At 61.5% G+C, this 17,083-nt stretch carries 17 protein-coding genes and 2 tRNA genes; 7 read left to right on the top strand and 12 right to left on the bottom strand.

Going from position 1 to position 17,083, the window contains the following annotated elements:
- Positions 1-360: 360 nt before the first annotated feature.
- Positions 361-489, top strand: a complete 129-nt coding sequence (locus FEZ63_RS25995) for a hypothetical protein (protein ID WP_275552363.1) — start codon at positions 361-363, stop codon at positions 487-489.
- Between the two features lie 786 nt (positions 490-1,275).
- On the opposite strand, the gene FEZ63_RS23900 is transcribed toward FEZ63_RS25995, so the two are convergent.
- The 4 genes from FEZ63_RS23900 to FEZ63_RS23915 form a co-directional block, all read right to left on the bottom strand.
- Positions 1,276-1,352 (bottom strand) — tRNA-His (locus FEZ63_RS23900).
- A 127-nt stretch (positions 1,353-1,479) separates the two neighbouring features.
- On the bottom strand, positions 1,480-2,454 hold the full coding sequence (locus FEZ63_RS23905; protein ID WP_150949789.1) for a tripartite tricarboxylate transporter substrate-binding protein: 975 nt from the start codon (positions 2,452-2,454) through the stop codon (positions 1,480-1,482).
- 60 nt (positions 2,455-2,514) lie between these two features.
- On the bottom strand, positions 2,515-4,017 hold the full coding sequence (locus FEZ63_RS23910) for a tripartite tricarboxylate transporter permease (protein WP_150949791.1): 1,503 nt from the start codon (positions 4,015-4,017) through the stop codon (positions 2,515-2,517).
- Positions 4,017-4,688, bottom strand: a complete 672-nt coding sequence (locus FEZ63_RS23915) for a tripartite tricarboxylate transporter TctB family protein (protein ID WP_150949793.1) — start codon at positions 4,686-4,688, stop codon at positions 4,017-4,019. Before FEZ63_RS23915 ends, FEZ63_RS23910 begins: the two co-directional genes overlap by 1 nt.
- A gap of 426 nt (positions 4,689-5,114) precedes the next feature.
- Between FEZ63_RS23915 and FEZ63_RS23920 the strand changes: the two genes are divergently transcribed.
- The 3 genes from FEZ63_RS23920 to FEZ63_RS23930 all read left to right on the top strand — a co-directional run bounded on the left by FEZ63_RS23920 (position 5,115) and on the right by FEZ63_RS23930 (position 6,882).
- Positions 5,115-5,759 carry a TerC family protein gene (locus FEZ63_RS23920; protein ID WP_150949796.1) on the top strand — a complete coding sequence of 215 codons (645 nt, stop codon included), beginning with the start codon at positions 5,115-5,117 and terminating at the stop codon, positions 5,757-5,759.
- Positions 5,760-5,860: 101 nt separating this feature from the next.
- The gene (locus tag FEZ63_RS23925) at positions 5,861-6,559 is read left to right on the top strand and encodes an AzlC family ABC transporter permease (RefSeq protein WP_150949798.1); all 699 of its coding nucleotides are present in this window, start codon (positions 5,861-5,863) and stop codon (positions 6,557-6,559) included.
- Positions 6,556-6,882 (top strand): AzlD family protein, encoded by a 327-nt coding sequence (locus FEZ63_RS23930; RefSeq protein ID WP_150949800.1) that lies wholly within the window; start codon positions 6,556-6,558, stop codon positions 6,880-6,882. The genes FEZ63_RS23925 and FEZ63_RS23930 overlap by 4 nt, the downstream gene beginning before the upstream one ends.
- Here the strand turns inward: FEZ63_RS23930 and FEZ63_RS23935 are convergent.
- The 6 genes from FEZ63_RS23935 to FEZ63_RS26090 form a co-directional block, all read right to left on the bottom strand.
- Entirely contained in the window at positions 6,862-7,329 is a 468-nt protein-coding gene (locus FEZ63_RS23935) for an arsenate-mycothiol transferase ArsC (protein WP_150949802.1), read from the bottom strand. The two genes, FEZ63_RS23930 and FEZ63_RS23935, sit on opposite strands and share 21 nt — an antisense overlap.
- 3 nt (positions 7,330-7,332) lie before the next feature.
- The gene (locus tag FEZ63_RS23940; RefSeq protein ID WP_150949804.1) at positions 7,333-7,809 is read right to left on the bottom strand and encodes a UPF0262 family protein; all 477 of its coding nucleotides are present in this window, start codon (positions 7,807-7,809) and stop codon (positions 7,333-7,335) included.
- Between the two features lie 15 nt (positions 7,810-7,824).
- The gene (gene hisD, locus FEZ63_RS23945) at positions 7,825-9,117 is read right to left on the bottom strand and encodes a histidinol dehydrogenase (RefSeq protein WP_150949806.1); all 1,293 of its coding nucleotides are present in this window, start codon (positions 9,115-9,117) and stop codon (positions 7,825-7,827) included.
- Positions 9,117-9,560 carry a DUF2948 family protein gene (locus FEZ63_RS23950; protein WP_150949808.1) on the bottom strand — a complete coding sequence of 148 codons (444 nt, stop codon included), beginning with the start codon at positions 9,558-9,560 and terminating at the stop codon, positions 9,117-9,119. The genes hisD and FEZ63_RS23950 overlap by 1 nt, the downstream gene beginning before the upstream one ends.
- Before the next feature lie 119 nt (positions 9,561-9,679).
- Positions 9,680-10,969, bottom strand: coding sequence for a UDP-N-acetylglucosamine 1-carboxyvinyltransferase (murA, locus tag FEZ63_RS23955; RefSeq protein WP_150949810.1), 1,290 nt, complete (start codon positions 10,967-10,969; stop codon positions 9,680-9,682).
- 57 nt (positions 10,970-11,026) lie between these two features.
- A complete protein-coding gene (locus FEZ63_RS26090; RefSeq protein WP_338042249.1) occupies positions 11,027-11,347 on the bottom strand; it encodes a hypothetical protein in 321 nt (106 codons plus the stop codon).
- A gap of 11 nt (positions 11,348-11,358) precedes the next feature.
- On the opposite strand from FEZ63_RS26090, the gene hemA reads away from it, so the two are divergent.
- From hemA to FEZ63_RS23975, 3 genes are all read left to right on the top strand, one after another.
- Positions 11,359-12,582, top strand: coding sequence for a 5-aminolevulinate synthase (gene hemA / locus FEZ63_RS23965; protein ID WP_150949828.1), 1,224 nt, complete (start codon positions 11,359-11,361; stop codon positions 12,580-12,582).
- A gap of 69 nt (positions 12,583-12,651) precedes the next feature.
- Positions 12,652-12,726 (top strand) — tRNA-Thr (locus FEZ63_RS23970).
- Positions 12,727-12,807: 81 nt separating this feature from the next.
- Entirely contained in the window at positions 12,808-14,430 is a 1,623-nt protein-coding gene (locus tag FEZ63_RS23975; protein WP_150949812.1) for a tyrosine-type recombinase/integrase, read from the top strand.
- A 12-nt stretch (positions 14,431-14,442) separates the two neighbouring features.
- Here FEZ63_RS23975 and FEZ63_RS23980 read toward each other — a convergent pair whose 3' ends face one another.
- Both FEZ63_RS23980 and FEZ63_RS23985 read right to left on the bottom strand, forming a co-directional pair.
- Complete coding sequence (locus FEZ63_RS23980; RefSeq protein ID WP_150949814.1) at positions 14,443-15,189, bottom strand: hypothetical protein; 747 nt, start codon at positions 15,187-15,189, stop codon at positions 14,443-14,445.
- A 128-nt stretch (positions 15,190-15,317) separates the two neighbouring features.
- Positions 15,318-16,601 (bottom strand): reverse transcriptase domain-containing protein, encoded by a 1,284-nt coding sequence (locus FEZ63_RS23985; protein ID WP_150949816.1) that lies wholly within the window; start codon positions 16,599-16,601, stop codon positions 15,318-15,320.
- Positions 16,602-17,083: the final 482 nt, after the last annotated feature.

Here is a 17,083-nt window from a genome sequence, read left to right on the forward strand (position 1 = left end):
GAGATTATGTAAGCGGCCTTTCAAGAAGCTCAATCATGAGAAGGACCCGCTCAAGCCGACTTCTCGCAAGGGAGATTGAAATAGGCCTATTGTGGCATGCAGCTGGTCACAGAACGGCCCAGCTCGTCTAGAAATCTACTTGTTCCCTTTTTTCCGCCTTAAACGACGCGTGCCGAGGTTTCGTCCCCCGTGCGATCGCAAAAATGCCACCTCCCGAAATCGCCGACTTGACCCAGACCACCCCTCTTCCACTCGCGTCTGGCGATGGCCGGCTCAGAACCACCAAAGAGTCGAGCTGCCGTCGCAGCGGGAAATGCTGTAATCTCGGCCGATCCTTCACCGCATTTGGAGGGCCATGACATGGCACATCGTGAACAGCATTCGAACCGGGAAGCCAAAAAGCCCAAGAAGGAGAAGCCGAAGGACGAAGCACGGTCCAAGTGGATCGTAAACGAGGCGGTGGAAGCAAAAACTCACGAGAGGCGCTGAACCCGCCAGGTGCTCCCTCGCCGCTCAATTTTTCGACCTTAAGGCTTTAGGCGGCAACATCGAGTTTGGTGCGGTCGTTGCCATATTTTGCCATGAGCCGCATTGCCATTTCTAGGGTGATGCCGTGCTTGTTCGCGAAGATTGAGCATCCCTCGCGCCCGGCGCCGAGCGACGGGACTCCGCCACCACGTGACAGCGGGACAGCCCCAGCGTGAAGCCGATCAACGGCGCGCCCGGATCATGATCACGACGGCGCTGAGAAGAAGAATGATCAGAATCCCTATTCCGACCGCCTCGATAAGATTCTCCGCTCTCTCAGTCCCCGGCGGCAGGGCTCCAGTTTCAGTCTCGCCCTCGGGACCGGGCACGGACCCGCCAGCGCTTCGGATGAGCAAGGGTGAGCACACGACTTGTTCGGCGCAAATCAGAGGAAAGACGAGCGACGCTGGCGCAGTCAGGTGCATCATTTGCCCTACGCGGCTATGACGAGCTCGAACCATCAACGAATCACGAAGGCGGTTGTTTCTCGAGCGTCGTCCCGGCGAGCCAAGCTGTGGCTCACCTGGACGCGGGCGGGCCAGTCCTACTGCACGATGCGAAGGCGCCATCATCGTTGAACTGACAACCTCAGGCGGAGAGGTCGACATGGGACGGCGGATCGCGCTGCAAATCCGACTGCACCGGAGATTGGTCATGTTTGGCTGTCAGATTCGGCGGAGGCGTTACCCGGACACCATTCCGGGTGAATTTTCGGGTCGCAGCCGAGACATAAGTTTTTGATTTTAATGGTACAGCCGCCCCGGCTTGAACGGGGGACCCCCAGATCCACAATCTGGTGCTCTAACCAACTGAGCTACGGCTGCACACGCGGCACGGTGTAATCGCCCCAGCGATCATTTTCAAGACCTGTTTGATGCGGCAGCCGTTAAACAGAGGAACGGCGGGCTCTTGGGAGCCCGCCGTTTTCGTCCGGATTGAAGCTCAGTTGCGTTATTCAGCTGTTGCCCCGGCAGCCTTCAAGACGGGGGTCCAGCGAGCCACTTCGGATTCCACCAGCTTCTGGAGCGACGCGGGGGTCTGTTCGGCCGTGCTGGGGATGACCCCGCCGAGATCGAGCAGACGTTTCTTGGTGTTCTCGTCACTGAGAGCCTTCACCAACGCCTCGTTAAGCTTGGCGACGATTTCAGGCGGCGTTCCCTTCGGGGCGAAAACCGCGTTCCAGGCGCTCACCTCGTAACCGTCAAGACCCGCCTCCTTGGTGGTCGGAACGTCCGGCAGCGCCGGCGAACGCGTCGCGGTAGCGATCGCAAAAGCCTTGATGTTGCCGCCCTGGACCTGCGGTGCGACGTTGACGATCTGGTCGGTCATGAAGTCGACCGTGTTGCCCATGAGATCGTTGAGGGCCGGCCCGGTTCCGCGATAAGCCACCATGGTGGGCTTCGCCTTGATGACCGACGTGAAGAAGATCCCCGTCGAGTGGGACACCGAACCGACGCCCGCATGGGCCATGTTCACCTTGTCGCCGTTCTTCTGCACGTACTCGACGAATCCCTTCAGGTCCTTCGCCGGAAAGTCCTTTTTGGCCACGATCAGGATCGGCGTGCCGGCCGCAAGACCGATCGGCGCGAAATCCTTGCTCGGGTCGTATTTCAGGTTGGGATAGAGCGCGGGAGCGGCGCCATGGGTCCCCATGTGACCCATCATGATGGTGTAGCCGTCGGGCTGGGCCTGTGCTCCGCGGGTAATGCCCGTGGTGCCGCCGGCACCGGCCACGTTTTCGACGACGATCTGCTGGCCGAGGGTGCGCGACATGTTATCGCCCACGATACGGGCGATCACGTCCGTCGGGCCGCCCGCGGCGAAAGGAACGATCATGGTGATCGGCCGCTGGGGGTAATTGCCTTGAGCTTGGGCGGCCGATGTGGCGAGCCCGAAAGCTGCAAGGGCGAGAGCAATCTTTCTCATGGTTTCCTCCCTGGAAAATAATCCAGCATGCTACTGATATAAGGTCCGGCCGCCGATTGGCTATTCGACGAATACCTCATCGCGTCCTTTTCGGATTGATGGCAGCAGCGCCAGAACCAGCAGAACGGCCGCCACCGCGAGGAGGGCTGCGCTGATCGGCCGTTCGATGAAGGTGTCCAGAGAACCGCGCGACAGAATGAGCGCCCGCCGAAGGTTTTCCTCCAACAGTTTTCCAAGCACGAACCCCAGCAGGAGCGGGGCGGGCTCGAACCCGAACTTGATCAGAATATAGCCGACGATCCCGAACAGGCCGATGAACATCACGTCGGTCGGGAGCGAGTTGATCGAATAGATGCCGATGCAGCAGAACATCAGGATCGCCGGAAACATCAGGTGGTACGGCACTTTGAGAAGGCGGACCCAGACGCCGACGAGCGGCAGGTTGATGATCAGCAGCATCAGGTTGCCGATCCACATGGAAGCGATCATGCCCCAGAACAGGTCGGGGTTGCGCGTCATCACCTGCGGGCCGGGAACGATGCCGTGAATCGTCATGGCGCCGACCATCAGGGCCATGACGGCGTTGGGCGGAATGCCGAGCGTCAGCAGCGGGATGAACGATGTCTGGGCGCCGGCATTATTGGCGGCCTCCGGCCCGGCGACGCCTTCGATCGCCCCTCGCCCGAAGCGACTGGGATCCTTTGCGAGCTTCTTCTCCATCGTATAGGAGGCAAACGGTCCCAGCACGGCGCCGTTGCCCGGCAAAATGCCCAAGATCGCCCCAATCGTCGTTCCGCGCAGGACCGGACGCCAAGATTGCCTGAAATCCTCCCGGTTCGGCAGCAGCCGGCCGATGGCCTGCTGCACCACGTTGCGTGTCTCAGTATGGTCGAGGTTTCGCAGGATCTCCGCGACACCAAAGATCCCCATGGCCAGGACGGCAAAGTCGATCCCGTCCGAGAGGAATGGCAGCCCGAAGGTGAGCCGCTCCTGTCCGGTTTCGAGGTCGGTGCCGACTGTCGACAGAAGAACACCCAGGACGATCATGGCAATCGCCTTCAGGATCGATCCGCGCGCCAGAACGACCGCGAAGACCAGGCCCATCACCATCAGAGAGAAATATTCGGCCGGGCCGAAAATCAGAGCCAGCCTTGTAAGCGGCGCTCCGAGGGCCGCGATCACAACCGTTGCGACCGTTCCGGCGAAAAAGGAACCGATGGCGGCGATGCCGAGCGCGACGCCGGCGCGGCCCTGACGGGCCATCTGGTGCCCGTCCAGGGTGGTGACGACGGACGTCGCCTCGCCCGGAATATTGACGAGGATCGCCGTGGTCGAGCCACCATATTGGGCGCCGTAATAAATGCCCGCCAGCATGATCAACGCGCCGACAGGCTCAAGGCCGAAGGTAATCGGCAACAGCATCGCGATGGTCGCAATGGGCCCGACGCCCGGCAGAACGCCGACGAGCGTGCCGACAAGACAGCCCAGAAAGGCCAGCCCAAGATTCTGGAACGTCAGCGCGATGGAAAAGCCGTGGTTCAGGTTCGAGAAAAGATCGCCCATTACATCGTCCCCGAATGATCGACCACATCGATCCGATTTGAGGGGCGCCGCCGGCCAGTGAGGAAAAGCGCGAGTGCTGCGATAGCCATCACCACGGCGGTCGCCCGCAAGATTTCCTTTTGCGACCAACTCGCCGGAAACAGATTGGCAAAGCTCTGGGGGAAGATCGGGATTGGCAAATTCAACAGATCGCCAAACAGCACCATGCAGAAGGGCGTCAAGCTCAGCGCGAGGATCAGGAGGGGGCGCAGCCGCACGTCCGGGGTCGCATAGCCCCCGATGATGATGGCAAGAGGCCCCGCGACCACCATGCCGAGGCCGGGTAGTCCCATCGCTCCGAGACTGAACGGGCGGATCGTCATGGCGAATGCCAGGATGGCGAGCAGGACCACGACTGGTCCGCGCAGGCTCGATTTCGCAAGTGCCTCGCCGTCTCGCAGAAGGCTCATCACGACGAGGGCAAAGCCACAGGCGCCGACTCCATAGGCGAGCCAATCAGGCAGCATGGCGGGACCCATGGAACGTAAGCTACCCTGCGGCAGGTTGCGAGCCAGGTAGAGCGCCAGCGCCGCCAGCGCCAGGAGGAAGAGTCCTCCGGCGAAATTCTGTGTGGATCGTATCGGACCTCGCCGCATCGGCGGCTGTGCGACACCCTGTGGGGATAGGGACATAGGCGGACCTCCCGATCGAGCTTCTCGGTCCCGACCTTATCTTCTCGCCTTCGATTAGTGCCCAAGCCCGCGCCCGGGATCAAGCGGTCCATCGTAGGGGCTCACAACTGCCGCTGCGGAACCGTCTCCTCAAGATTCCCTTTTGGACCATGGCTGCTCTTCAGGTGCCATAATGACCCCAAACGACTTGATCGACCTCCACGTCTTGGCTAGATCAAAGGAACCAGGCCGGGCCCCTCTGGCGGCTCCTCGGAGCAGCGATGTCGGACTGGATCGCAACCTGGATGGCCTGGAACCGTTCGAAACCGTCGCCCTCACCCCCGTTTTTTCAAGTTGCCCGCCGTTTGTCCGGCTTCGCAACGGTGAGGCGCCTTCTGGTCTAACGATTCGCATGTGCCGTCCTCGAATGGATCAAAGAGGCATCGCATGAACGAATTTTTCTCGCCCGAGATCACCGCCTTCCTGCAGGTGGTGATGATCGACCTTGTTCTGGCTGGCGACAACGCGATCGTGATCGGTCTCGCCGCGGCCGGCCTTCCCAAGGAACAGCGCAACAAGGCGATCCTGGTCGGTGTCATCGCCGCTACCGCCCTGCGCATCGTTTTCGCCGGACTGACCATCCAGTTGCTCCAGATCGTCGGCCTTCTTCTGGCCGGTGGCATCCTGCTCCTCTGGGTGTGCTGGAAAATGTGGCGCGAGCTTCGCACTTCCTCGGCAGATGAGGAAGCCGCCGAGCTGGCGCTCGAAGGTTCCGACTCTCCCGCATCCCCCGCGCCCCGCAAGACCTTTGCCCAGGCAGCCTGGCAGATCCTCATCGCAGACGTGTCGATGTCTCTCGACAACGTTCTGGCGGTCGCCGGTGCTGCGCGCGAGCACCCCTACGTGATGATCTTCGGACTCGTCCTTTCGATCGCCCTGATGGGTCTTGCCGCTTCCTACATCGCGCGGCTGCTGCAGCGCTATCGTTGGATCGCCTATGTGGGTCTTCTGATCATCCTCTACGTGGCGCTGAAGATGATCTACGAGGGTGCACTCGAAGTCGCGCCCGTGGTCGGGGCGATGACGTTCTGAGCAGTCATGTTGCCGCTGGCGCGGTGTTTTGCGCCAGCGGGAGCTTTCCCGGCGGCGGCGTGACCGCCTTAGGAGACCAAGGGGCACAGCCTCTCAACCCAATGCCAGTTCCCGAAACCTCCTTCACGTGCGCGGGCTTCATGCAGGGAGCCCGCAGCACCTTTCCGGCCCTTCCAGGACTCGTGGTGTTCGGGATGGCCTTTGGCGCGGCTGCAGCCCAGAAGGGTCTGTCGTTTGGCGAGGTTCTCGGCCTGAGCGCATTCGTCTATGCGGGCGCCGCACAGATGGTGGGACTGGAAGTCTGGCAGAAGGTGTGGACGCCCGGGACCATCCTGACGATCATGACGGTCACGGCCGTCGTCAATTCGCGCCTTCTGCTCCTCGGAGCGACGCTTCAACCGTGGCTTCGCAACGAGCCCGTCGCGCGTTCCGCCCTCAATCTCTTCCTGCTGACGGATGCGGGCTGGATTTTCAGCACGCGCTACCACAACGACGGCGGCCGCGATGTCGCGTTTTTGTTCGGCACCGGCGTGGCCTTGTGGGTTCTATGGGTCGCGACGAGCCTTGCGGGCTTCTTTGTGGGCGCATTCATTCCCGAGCCGCAGCGCTTCGGCCTGGATCTCGTCATGCCGATCTTCTTCGGCGTCATGCTGGTCCCGCTCTGGAAAGGAGCGAGGCCGGCCCTTCCCTGGCTCGTCGCCGGGCTCGTGTCGCTTTTGGTCCACGCATTCGTCCCCGGCTACGTCTTCATCATCGTTGGTGCGCTCGCGGGCGTTGCCACCGGCATGTTGATGAAATGACGACTTTTCACGCCTTCGCAGCCGGACCCTGGGGCTCCGTCCTCGCCATCGCGGCGATGACGTTGGCGACCTATCTGTGCCGCGTCGGCGGTGTCGTGCTGATGACCCGGGTTCGCATCACGCCGCGTGTCGAACGGGGCCTGCGCGCCCTCCCCGGTTCGATCATCGTTGCGACGATTCTGCCGCTCATTCTCGACGGTGGGATACCGGCGATCCTCAGCATCGGCGCTGCCGTCATCGCGATGGTGCTGACTCGTGCCGAGCTCGCCGGGCTCGTGGCCGGTCTCGGTACCCTCTCGCTGCTACGGGCCTTTGGCCTCTGACCCCTGCTTGAACCGCATTCTGATGCGGTAGAGCAATCCATCGCGAGCATTGCGATGGGCGTCGAGCATCTGTTCGCGCGATCCTGTCACCAAAGTCGGATCCTGCGTCGGCCAATACTCCACCTCGGCCGCAAGCGTGCGGGTCAGTTCGAGAGCGGCGTGGTGCGCCTCCGGCGAGAGCGAGATGATGAGGTCGAAGTTCAGTCCTTCGTGCTCTTCGAGTTCTTCCAGCGTCCGCGGCTTATGTTTCGCCGAATCGATGCCGATCTCATCCAGCACCGCGGTGGTGAAACCGCTTGGTTCGCCTTTGTGAATGCCTGCCGATTGCACGTACATCGTCCGCCCGAAATAGTGGCGGGCGATGGCCTCGGCCATGGGCGAGCGCACCGAGTTCATGGCGCAGACGAACAGAACCGAGTGGATCCGCTTGGCCCTTGGCGCTTCCAACCCTCAGCCCCTCCAGTGCAGGGCGAAGATGAGGGTGAAGATGCGTCGCGCGGTATCGAAGTCGAGCACCAGCTTGCCGTCGAGGCGCTTCATCAGCAGTTCGGCGGCCTCGTTGTGAAGGCCGCGCCGCCCCATGTCGATGGCTTCGATCTGGGCCGGCGACGCCGACCGGATCGCCTTGTAGTAGCTGTCGCAGATCATCTCATAATCGCGCACCGTCTTCCGGAAGGGTGTCAGCGACAGGTGATGCGTGACAAGCCGGGAGCCGTCAGCCGAGCGAACCTCGAAACAGAGCTTGTTGTCGACGAGCGCCACATGGAGCGCGTAGGGACCGCCCTCATGGCTCGGCAAGGCGAACTGATTCGCCTCGAGAATGTCGTAGATGGCGATCGCCCGCTCGTGTTCCTGGTCCGGATTGCCCCGTCCAATGGACGTCTCGTCGAGAGTGATGGCGATCAATCGACTCCGCTCGTTCGCCATCCCTCTTCCCAATCGTCACATGTTCAGGCGGATCGCAACCGACCGCGCATGACCCTCAAGCCCTTCGGAACGCCCCAGCGCGATAGCGGCCGGGCCAAGCGCACGCAGGCTATCGGCGTCGCATTTCAGGATCGAGGTTCGCTTCATGAAGTCAAGTACGCCAAGGCCGGAGGAAAAACGGGCCGAACGGGCCGTCGGCAACACGTGATTGGGTCCGCCGACATAGTCCCCGATGGCTTCCGGCGTATGGCTGCCAAGGAAGATTGCGCCGGCATTGCGCACCTTGGCACAGAGCTCATCCGCGTTCGCGGTCTCGATTTCCAGATGTTCGGGCGCCAGCCTGTCCACAAGGGGAATCGCCGCATCAAGCGTTTCAACGAGAATGATCGCCCCATAATCGCGCCAGCTTGCCCCGGCGATCTCCGCCTTGGGCAATGTCTGCAATTGCCGCTGCACGGCAGCCTCGACCGCATCCGCCAACGCCGCGTCGTCAGTGACGAGGATGGCCTGCGCCACCGGATCATGCTCCGCCTGGGCGAGGAGATCGGCAGCGATCCAATCCGGATTGGCATGCCGGTCGGCAAGGATCAGCACTTCGGACGGCCCGGCGATCATATCGATGCCGACCTGGCCGAAGACGCGTCGCTTGGCGGCCGCCACATAGGCATTGCCCGGTCCGACGATCTTGGCAACGGGCTGCACCGAAGACGTTCCGAAAGCGAGAGCCGCGATGGCCTGGGCACCGCCGATCCGGAAGATCTCGTCGACACCCGCCAGTCGCGCCGCGGCCAGCACCAGGGGATTGGTTTCGCCTCGGGGCGTCGGCACCACCATGGCGATTCGAGGCACGCCTGCGACCTTCGCCGGGACGGCATTCATAAGAACCGATGACGGGTAGCTCGCGCGTCCGCCCGGTACGTAGAGACCTACCGATTCAATCGCCGTCCAGCGCCATCCCAGCGTCACGCCGAGCGCGTCGGTGGTCATATGATCTTCCGGACGCTGCGCGCGATGGTAGGTCTCGATCCGCGCTTTCGCGAGGGTAAGCGCCGCGAGCTCGTCCGGCGAGCATTCGCCCTCGGCAGCGTCGATTTCGTCGTCGCCGATCCGCAATGTCCCGGCGGTCAACGCCAGATTGTCGAAACGGTTGGTGTAGTCGATCAGCGCTTCGTCGCCCCGCGCCACCACCTCGTCGATGATCGCGCGCACCGCCTGATCGACATCCTCGGAGACCTCACGCTTGGCCGCCAACAACCGAGCGAAAGCGTGCGGGAACGATGGGTCCCGCGCGTCGAGCCGTTGGGGCATTAAAGCCGCTCCGTCGAGGATTCGTCGTGGATGGGACGTCCGTCCGCAGCCCAGACAGGCCCCACATCCTTCATCTGCAACTCGACGCATTCCACGTCGATCTGGATCGCCCCGCCCTCGGCGAAGATCAGCGTGGCGGTGCCAGATGGGGCATCGGTCTCGTCGAACGAAATCGCCAGGAGGTTCAGCACCGCGTCCTTGTTGGTCTGATCGATCCCGCGCACGCGCACGCCTTTGACCTGGTCGAAATGCATGCAGGTGAGCCGGCGTTGGGGCGGCTGATCAAAACCGGCCTCCCAGTCGAACCGGCGCACCTCGATGGCAAACCGCCGTTCCCTGGGAAGAAAGACGATGTCGCCGACCCGCAGAACCGCGTCCTGCAGATGGGTCGAGACGATGGCCAGATCTTCCGGGTCGAGAGCGACGAGTTTCAGGAGGTCCATGGCTGCCAAACTGTTGTAGAGCCTTGCAAACCAAGTGATCTGCAAAGGGCCGATGAGCTTTGATCTTAGGTAGAGAGCGCCGGACCCGAGCGCAACCTCTGCCGCCCTCGTCGCCCGATTTAACCCCGCAACCGCTCGATTTCGGCGCCGCACCGGGCAAGCTTGGCCTCGAGCGCCTCAAAGCCGCGATCGAGATGGTAGACCCGGTTGATGGTGGTCTCCCCCTCAGCCACCAATCCGGCGATGACGAGCGAGACCGAAGCCCTCAGGTCGGTCGCCATCACCGGGGCCCCCTTCAGGCCCGGGACGCCGTCCACATAGGCGCTGTCGCCGTCGAGCCGGATCTGCGCGCCGAGGCGGGCAAGCTCCTGGACGTGCATGAAACGGTTCTCGAAAATCGTTTCGCGAATGCGCGAAGTGCCATTGGCGCGGGTCATCAGGGCCATGAACTGGGCCTGGAGATCGGTCGGGAAGCCGGGAAAGGGATCGGTCGTCACGTCGACGGCCTCGATCCCATTACCGTTGCGCCGCACCCGCATGCCGCCGGGGGTCGCCGTCACCTCGGTTCCCGATTGCCGCAGCACGTCGAGGGCAAACTGCAAGAGATCAGGCCGCGTGTTCTCGAGCAGCACGTCGCCGCCGGTCATTGCAACCGCCATGGCGTAGGTGCCAGTCTCGATCCGGTCCGGCAGCACATCATGGGAGGTGCCGTTCAGGCGTGCGACGCCGTCGACGACGATCTCCGATGTTCCGGCGCCTCCGATTTTAGCGCCCATCTTCACCAGGCAGGCGGCAAGATCCGCAACCTCGGGCTCGCGGGCCGCGTTGCGGATGACCGTCGTGCCTTGAGCCAGGGTCGCGGCCATCAGCGCCACGTGAGTGCCGCCAACCGTGACCTTGGGGAAATCGATTTCCGCTCCCCTGAGACCCTTTGGAGCGGTTGCCACCACGTAGCCGCCATCGATTTCGATGGTCGCGCCAAGCTTCGCCAGCGCCATGATGAGGAGATCGACGGGCCGCGTGCCAATGGCGCAACCGCCCGGCATCGAGACTTTGGCGTTCCCGAACCGTGCCAGAAGGGGCGCGATGACCCAGAAGCTCGCCCGCATCGTGGAGACCAGTTCGTAGGGCGCACAGGTGTCGATGATGGAACGGGATGTAAGCCGGATCGTCTGTCCGGTTTCCGTCGTTTGCCCCGGACGCCGTCCGGCGATCGTGTGGTCGACCCCGAAATTGCTCATGATACGCAGCAGGGACGAGATATCGGCGAGCCGCGGCACGTTGCCAAGCTCGAGCGTTTCCTCGGTCAGAAGGCTCGCGATCATCAGCGGAAGAGCCGCATTCTTGGCTCCCGAAATCGGGATCGAGCCGTTGAGAGGCGCGCCGCCCCGTATGCGAATGCGATCCATCAGGACCCCCAAATGCGTGTCATGAACCAGAGCTATGCAGGCTGCATCGCCCGGCGGCTAGTCGGACGGCTTGTCGCGCTTCGGTGTCTCGCCCTGCGCCCGAGCCTCGTCATCGGCGGATGTCGCGGCCTTGCGTCCGCGCGCCTGCGCCTTGCGCCGCTTCAGGTTCTCTTTCAATGCCGCGGCCAGCCGGTCAAGTTCCCGTTGCGATCTCACGTCGGACACGTTCTCGCGACCCATCGTCGCCACCACCAGATAAAGGGTTCGCAAACGCCCCTCAACCAGAATATCAGTGTCGACGATGGCGACCTTGGCATTGAGCCGACGATCTTTGCCTCCGTCTTGAAAACCCAGCCTGTTGGGTGTCGATGGTCCCATCCGGTGAGATGATGGATTATCAGAACTTCTTCGCGACGGCCCTCGAACGCCTAAAATCCGAGCGGCGCTACCGGGTTTTCGCCGATATCGAACGCCTCGCTGGCCGTTTCCCGGATGCGGTCTGGCACGGCCCGGCCGGACCAAAACCCATCACGGTGTGGTGCTCCAACGATTATCTGGGCATGGGCCAGAACCGGGACGTGACCCGCGCCATGGTGGAAACCGCCTGGCGCCTCGGCACCGGGGCTGGCGGCACGCGCAACATTTCGGGCAACAGCCACGCCATCGTGGATCTCGAGACGGAACTCGCCGATCTCCATCGCAAGCAGGCGGCCCTCGTCTTCACCTCCGGCTACGTCTCGAATCAGACCGGCATATCGACGCTTGCCAAACTCATTCCCGATTGCCTGATCGTCTCGGACGCCCTGAACCACAATTCGATGATCGAGGGCGTGCGCCAGTCCGGCTGCGAAAAAGTCATTTTCCGCCACAACGACCTCGCCCATCTGGAGGAAGTGCTGGTTGCAGCCGGTGGCCGGCCGAAGCTGATCGCATTCGAGAGCATCTATTCCATGGACGGGGACGTCTCACCCATCCATGCCATCTGCGACCTCGCCGGGCGCTACGGCGCGATGACCTATCTGGATGAGGTCCACGCCGTCGGCATGTACGGCCCGCGCGGCGCCGGCATCGCCGAGCGCGACGGCGCCATGGACAGAATCGACGTGGTCGAGGGCACGCTGGGGAAGGCTTTCGGCGTGATGGGCGGGTATATCGCCGCCTCGGGCGCCGTGGTCGATGCGGTGCGCAGCTTTGCGCCCGGGTTCATTTTCACGACGGCCCTCCCGCCCGCGGTCGCCGCGGCAGCCGCCGCCTCGGTCCGTCACCTCAAGTCCTCCTCCGTGGAGCGGGAGCGCCAGCAGCGCCAGGTGGCGCGGGTGAAATCCGTGCTGTCCGACGCGGGCCTGCCCGTCCTCGAGACCGAGACTCACATCGTCCCCGTGATGGTGGGCGATGCGGAAGCCTGCAAGGCCGCCTCGGACCGGTTGCTGGAGAAGCACGGCATCTACATCCAGCCGATCAACTATCCCACGGTCCCGCGCGGCGCCGAGCGCCTCCGCATCACCCCGACGCCCCTGCACACGGACGCCCACGTGGAGGCCCTCGCCCGGGCATTGACCGAGGTCTGGACCGCCCTCGGCCTCACGCTCCAGCCGAAAGTGGCCGCTGCGTAACAATTAAATTGCCGATCAAACTTGCGCCCGGCGCTGCCCTATGGCAGTAACCGGCGCGTCCAACGACAGGCTGCCGTAGCTCAGTGGTAGAGCACTCCCTTGGTAAGGGAGAGGTCGAGAGTTCAATCCTCTCTGGCAGCACCATTCTCTCCGCCTTGCGGAGTAAAGCCCTCAGCGTTATCAACAGCTTGCGAGTGTCCCCACTTCCACACAGGGGGCTCCCACATGGCGCTTTCGATGGCTCGACCTTCCCGCGATAAAAAGACTGGTGTCTGGTATCTCCGTCAGCGTCCACCTGCCGACATCAAGGCGAAAGTTCTTGGTGGCTCCGTTACTATCCCCATCGGTGACGGCTTTCGCGTAATCAAGGTTGGAGAGACGGTCGAAGCATCCTTGGGGACAAAGGACGCTAACGTCGCTAAGGAGCGTCACGCACAAGCAGACGCCACTCTTCGGAAGCTCTGGGAGGCCCACAGGCACGGCCCGCAGCGACTAACGCAAAAGCAAGTCCAGGCCCTAGCGGGGAAGCTCTACTTCCTTCTGGCTGAGACAATGGGGGACGATCCGGGACGACCCGAGACGTGGCTCAACGTCATCATCACCAATGCCAAGGCGAAGGCAGGCAGATTCGGGCGGGCGCAGTTGCGATTCGGCACGGAGAGCGAAATCAAAGCCGCCGCCATAGAGGAGCGATTCGGAGGCTGGGTCGACATTCTCCTCTCGAAAGAGAACCTCGTGGTTGATAGCGAAACCCGAACAAGGCTTCTCAATGCCGTGGCTTTCTCCTTCGATGCCGCTGCCCTGAGGCTCGCAAAGAACGCAGACGGCGACTACAGCCCGGACGCAGCAGCCTCTCGCTTCCCCGCTTGGGAGGCACCTTTAGCCGTCCCCGACAAGACCCCTTCCCTGCCGAAGGACAAGATAACCGCATGGGATCTCTTTGAGCGTTGGGAGAAGGCGAACCAAGAGATGAAGTCCGAAGGGACCATCAAGCGGTATCGGGCGAGTTGGAGGAGTCTGTCCGCCTTCACGAAGGATAAGGACGTGCGAGCCCTGACAGGCGACGACATTCACGAATGGGCCGTTGACCGGCGCGACAGGGAGAGCGTGAGCCCGAAGTCGATCAACCAGAACGACCTCGTTGCGGCCTCATCTGTGTTCAAGTGGGCGATGGGACGTGAGCGCCGCTTGGTGACAGACAATCCAGCAGCAGGATTAAGCCTCGACGAACCCCGCGTAACCTCGAAGCGGGAAAAGACGTTTCGGGAGAAGGAATGGAAGGCCATCCTCACAGCGGCGTCCAATGTGGTCATCAGGGATGATAACTCTGGCCTAGACCACGCTTGCCGGTGGACGCCGTGGCTTGCCGCGTATTCAGGCGCGAGAATCAGAGAGCTGTGCTTCCTTGACGCCGAGGACATTCGTATGGAGGAAGGCACATGGGTGATGGACCTACGACAAACGAAAACAGGCAAAGCGAGAACCGTCCCGCTCCATGAGCATCTGGTTGAGCAAGGCTTTATTGAGTTCGCGCAATCGAAGAGGAAAGGCCCGCTCTTCTACAACCCGAAGCGACACAAGAAGGGCGCATCCACGCCTCCCGACGAGATTCGAGCGCAGGAGGTCGCGGATTGGGTTCGCGGTCTCGGTGTCCTTCCTACAACCGTCGCGCCCACTCACGGGTGGCGCGGCACGTTCAAGACGAGGGCGATAGGTGCAGACATGGACGTGCGAATCCGAGACGCCATCGCTGGACACAGCGCGAGGTCTGTCGCGCGGGACTATGAGCAGCCGCCGGTAGGGATGCTTGCGGAGGCCTTGAAGAGGTTCCCGAGGTACGAGACGTAGGGTTCCTCTCCATCATGTGGCCGTCTGGTCCCCTTGAGCGCCCCCTTCGACCGGGAAGACGCGGGCTAGCCATACACTCAAGACTTGGGTGAAGTTGTTATGTGCCTGCATGATCTGGAGGTCGCGCTCAACCGGGTGGAACATGACACCCACATGAATGCAGGCAGAAGGAAGCCACCTCACCAACTCTCCCAGTACGGCCTTCACTCCTTTGGGAGAGGGATGCGGACCGATTATTGTCATGTTGTCGGGAGAGATCACGTTGAAACCTTCGGGTGTCACATGGGCCGCGTAGTTCGATAGCATCTTGTAGGCCCTTGCTCGCTTCTGTTCGGTCCACCCATCCCGCTTGTCCAGCTTTTTACGGACCTCAACTGGCTTGAACTGATTCTCACGTTCCTTCGGGGATAACGTCATCCACTGGATCAGTTGTGCGCGGTCACGCGAGAACAGATCGATGAGGAATTCGACCTCCATTACGTCCCGCACCATAGTGAAGGCGGGTTGATAGTACCCGGCCCGCACGAGCTTCAAGGCGGCTGACGCTGAGTTGAGAAGCCGGACGGTCAGGCGAAGCGCGATAAGTTCATCAGGGGCACCGTACGGCTGTCTGTGAAGCAGGGTTTGAAGGAAGCCCAAACCTGACACGATCACTTTCATCTGCTCGACCAGTTCTTCGTCTCCGTTCACGAGGGTATCGGCTTCCTGTTCGATAAGGCTCTCATCGCTCCACGGAAATAGCCCCACTTCAACACTCATCGAACCCCCCTGTTGGTTCGCGGGCTTCCACCGGAACGGCTACCCAGCGAATTGTTTAGCCCGGAAAATGTGAGGTGGCCTATGTCAGAGCGGATTGCCCCATTTACCCCCCGGTAGGGAGCCAACCTTTATCGTTCAGCATCTTTGCCCCGGCCGCGCGACACAGCCTGGCTGGGGGTTCTGAGACCGGCTCGAGTTGTCATTCTTGGTTTCGTTTCAAGTCCCAAGAACCTGCGATACTTGTTGGTGAGATTGCGGACTGCTGTCTCGCCGAAAGCCTTCACGTAGACGTTGCGCAATGCCGATGAGCGGAAGCCTGCAAGAATTTGGGCGAGCTGACCGCCGTTGTGGGCACAACGGTATGCTGCGTTGTATCCACCGACTTTATCGTCGATCTTGCGGCCCAAATTAGTGATATCGAGACTCTCCTTTAATAGGCTGTCAATGCTGATCATATTCCCCAAAGCACTTGAAATTCGGTCGAACTGATCCTTGGTAATTACAAGGTTGTAGCCGCTGTCCTGCCGCCGGGTGAGAGCAAGCCCCAAGAATTCGATGTCGATTTCCGGTGCCGCGATGAAGGTCTTTGAACCTGCATCAGCTAGTGCAGGCAATTCGAAATCTAACCGCCCCAACAACTCTCTTGCGATCTCGTCAATTTCCTGACACTCGCGCTCGCTTTTAGCGAACGCGATGAAGTCATCAGCGTACCTGACAAGTGGCACACCATGCGCCATCATTGCCTTGTCGAAATCTCTGAGGATAATGTTGGCAAATACAGGGGATAGCGGCATCCCTTGGCGAACGCCCAGACCTTGCACAATCCCATTGCTTCTCACGATACGTGAAACAGCGGCATCGCTAAGGTCGATCTCACAGCTCGCGGCAGCAGTAAGGATTGCACGAAAGCTCGGCTTCCTTAGCGTACGAACCGTTTGTCGGACCAAGTCAGCACGAGGAATACGGTCAAAGAAGGCCGAGATGTCGGACTTGTACGCCCACGGGTTCAGTTGCCGAAGGCTAGCAGCGCGATCCCTTGCTGCAACTAACCCACGTCCCTTGATGAAGCCAAAGCTGACATCGTTGATAATGCCGAGTTCGCTGCCACGACTCGTCAAATGCTCTGCAAGGAGGCGTTGAACTATCCGATCCTGCACGGTCGGAATGCAGATGATCCGCGTTTTTCCACCCGGCTTCGGGATGGGGTGACCGCGTAACGGTGAGAACCGATAACCCTCTCTAAGCAATTTGCAGACGTTATGCAGATTTTTCTCAAGGTCGCGGTGAAACTCTGCCGGAGTAAGCCCATCAACTCCCGACGATGTCTGTTTTTTGTTGTCTTGCCAGAAGCTGGTCCAAGCTCGTCGAACCAAGGTCGGTGAACACAGTTGTTGGAAGGCGGAGACAGTCATGCCATCTGCACGCCGCAGTCCGCCACCAGTTGCTCAACTAGTCCCCAACTGGTGGCCAATGCGTGCGAGGCGTCGTGGGTTTCACCACTCAGCCAAGCCACGACATACGGATGAACCGATGCCGAGGCCGTCGCCGTCGCCTCTGCGGAAAGGCTCATCCCCGATGGGGACACGCCCAAGACTCCGCGAAAGCTGAGCGAGCTGACTACAGCGACCCCGTTTACGAAAGCCGCTGCGCCGACCGCAGCACAAACTCCTACGAATAAACCATAACGCAGTTTTACGCAAAAGACAAGCGCCAACGGCCACGGTAGACGCCGCTTTGGCGCCCTCCGGTTCCAATCGCCCCGCCGACCTTCGTCCGAACAATGCATGGTAGCCTCCCTTGAGCGAAATGGGGAAAGAGGCCGGTTCTCTGGATGGGATGACGAGGCGTCGTGGGTTTCACCACTCAGCCAAGCCACGACATACGGATGAACCGA

The organism is Microvirga brassicacearum (assembly GCF_008757455.1).
In the GTDB taxonomy this organism is placed as follows: domain Bacteria; phylum Pseudomonadota; class Alphaproteobacteria; order Rhizobiales; family Beijerinckiaceae; genus Microvirga; species Microvirga brassicacearum.

What these genes read in the sequence shown, in the direction of transcription:
- FEZ63_RS25995 (WP_275552363.1), top strand. Translation starts at nt 361, where the DNA reads ATGGCACATCGTGAACAGCATTCGAACCGGGAAGCCAAAAAGCCCAAG.
- FEZ63_RS23905 (WP_150949789.1), bottom strand. Translation starts at nt 2,454, where the DNA reads ATGAGAAAGATTGCTCTCGCCCTTGCAGCTTTCGGGCTCGCCACATCG.
- FEZ63_RS23910 (WP_150949791.1), bottom strand. Translation starts at nt 4,017, where the DNA reads ATGGGCGATCTTTTCTCGAACCTGAACCACGGCTTTTCCATCGCGCTG.
- FEZ63_RS23915 (WP_150949793.1), bottom strand. Translation starts at nt 4,688, where the DNA reads ATGTCCCTATCCCCACAGGGTGTCGCACAGCCGCCGATGCGGCGAGGT.
- FEZ63_RS23920 (WP_150949796.1), top strand. Translation starts at nt 5,115, where the DNA reads ATGAACGAATTTTTCTCGCCCGAGATCACCGCCTTCCTGCAGGTGGTG.
- FEZ63_RS23925 (WP_150949798.1), top strand. Translation starts at nt 5,861, where the DNA reads ATGCCAGTTCCCGAAACCTCCTTCACGTGCGCGGGCTTCATGCAGGGA.
- FEZ63_RS23930 (WP_150949800.1), top strand. Translation starts at nt 6,556, where the DNA reads ATGACGACTTTTCACGCCTTCGCAGCCGGACCCTGGGGCTCCGTCCTC.
- FEZ63_RS23940 (WP_150949804.1), bottom strand. Translation starts at nt 7,809, where the DNA reads ATGGCGAACGAGCGGAGTCGATTGATCGCCATCACTCTCGACGAGACG.
- hisD (WP_150949806.1), bottom strand. Translation starts at nt 9,117, where the DNA reads ATGCCCCAACGGCTCGACGCGCGGGACCCATCGTTCCCGCACGCTTTC.
- FEZ63_RS23950 (WP_150949808.1), bottom strand. Translation starts at nt 9,560, where the DNA reads ATGGACCTCCTGAAACTCGTCGCTCTCGACCCGGAAGATCTGGCCATC.
- murA (WP_150949810.1), bottom strand. Translation starts at nt 10,969, where the DNA reads ATGGATCGCATTCGCATACGGGGCGGCGCGCCTCTCAACGGCTCGATC.
- FEZ63_RS26090 (WP_338042249.1), bottom strand. Translation starts at nt 11,347, where the DNA reads ATGGGACCATCGACACCCAACAGGCTGGGTTTTCAAGACGGAGGCAAA.
- hemA (WP_150949828.1), top strand. Translation starts at nt 11,359, where the DNA reads ATGGATTATCAGAACTTCTTCGCGACGGCCCTCGAACGCCTAAAATCC.
- FEZ63_RS23975 (WP_150949812.1), top strand. Translation starts at nt 12,808, where the DNA reads ATGGCGCTTTCGATGGCTCGACCTTCCCGCGATAAAAAGACTGGTGTC.
- FEZ63_RS23980 (WP_150949814.1), bottom strand. Translation starts at nt 15,189, where the DNA reads ATGAGTGTTGAAGTGGGGCTATTTCCGTGGAGCGATGAGAGCCTTATC.
- FEZ63_RS23985 (WP_150949816.1), bottom strand. Translation starts at nt 16,601, where the DNA reads ATGACTGTCTCCGCCTTCCAACAACTGTGTTCACCGACCTTGGTTCGA.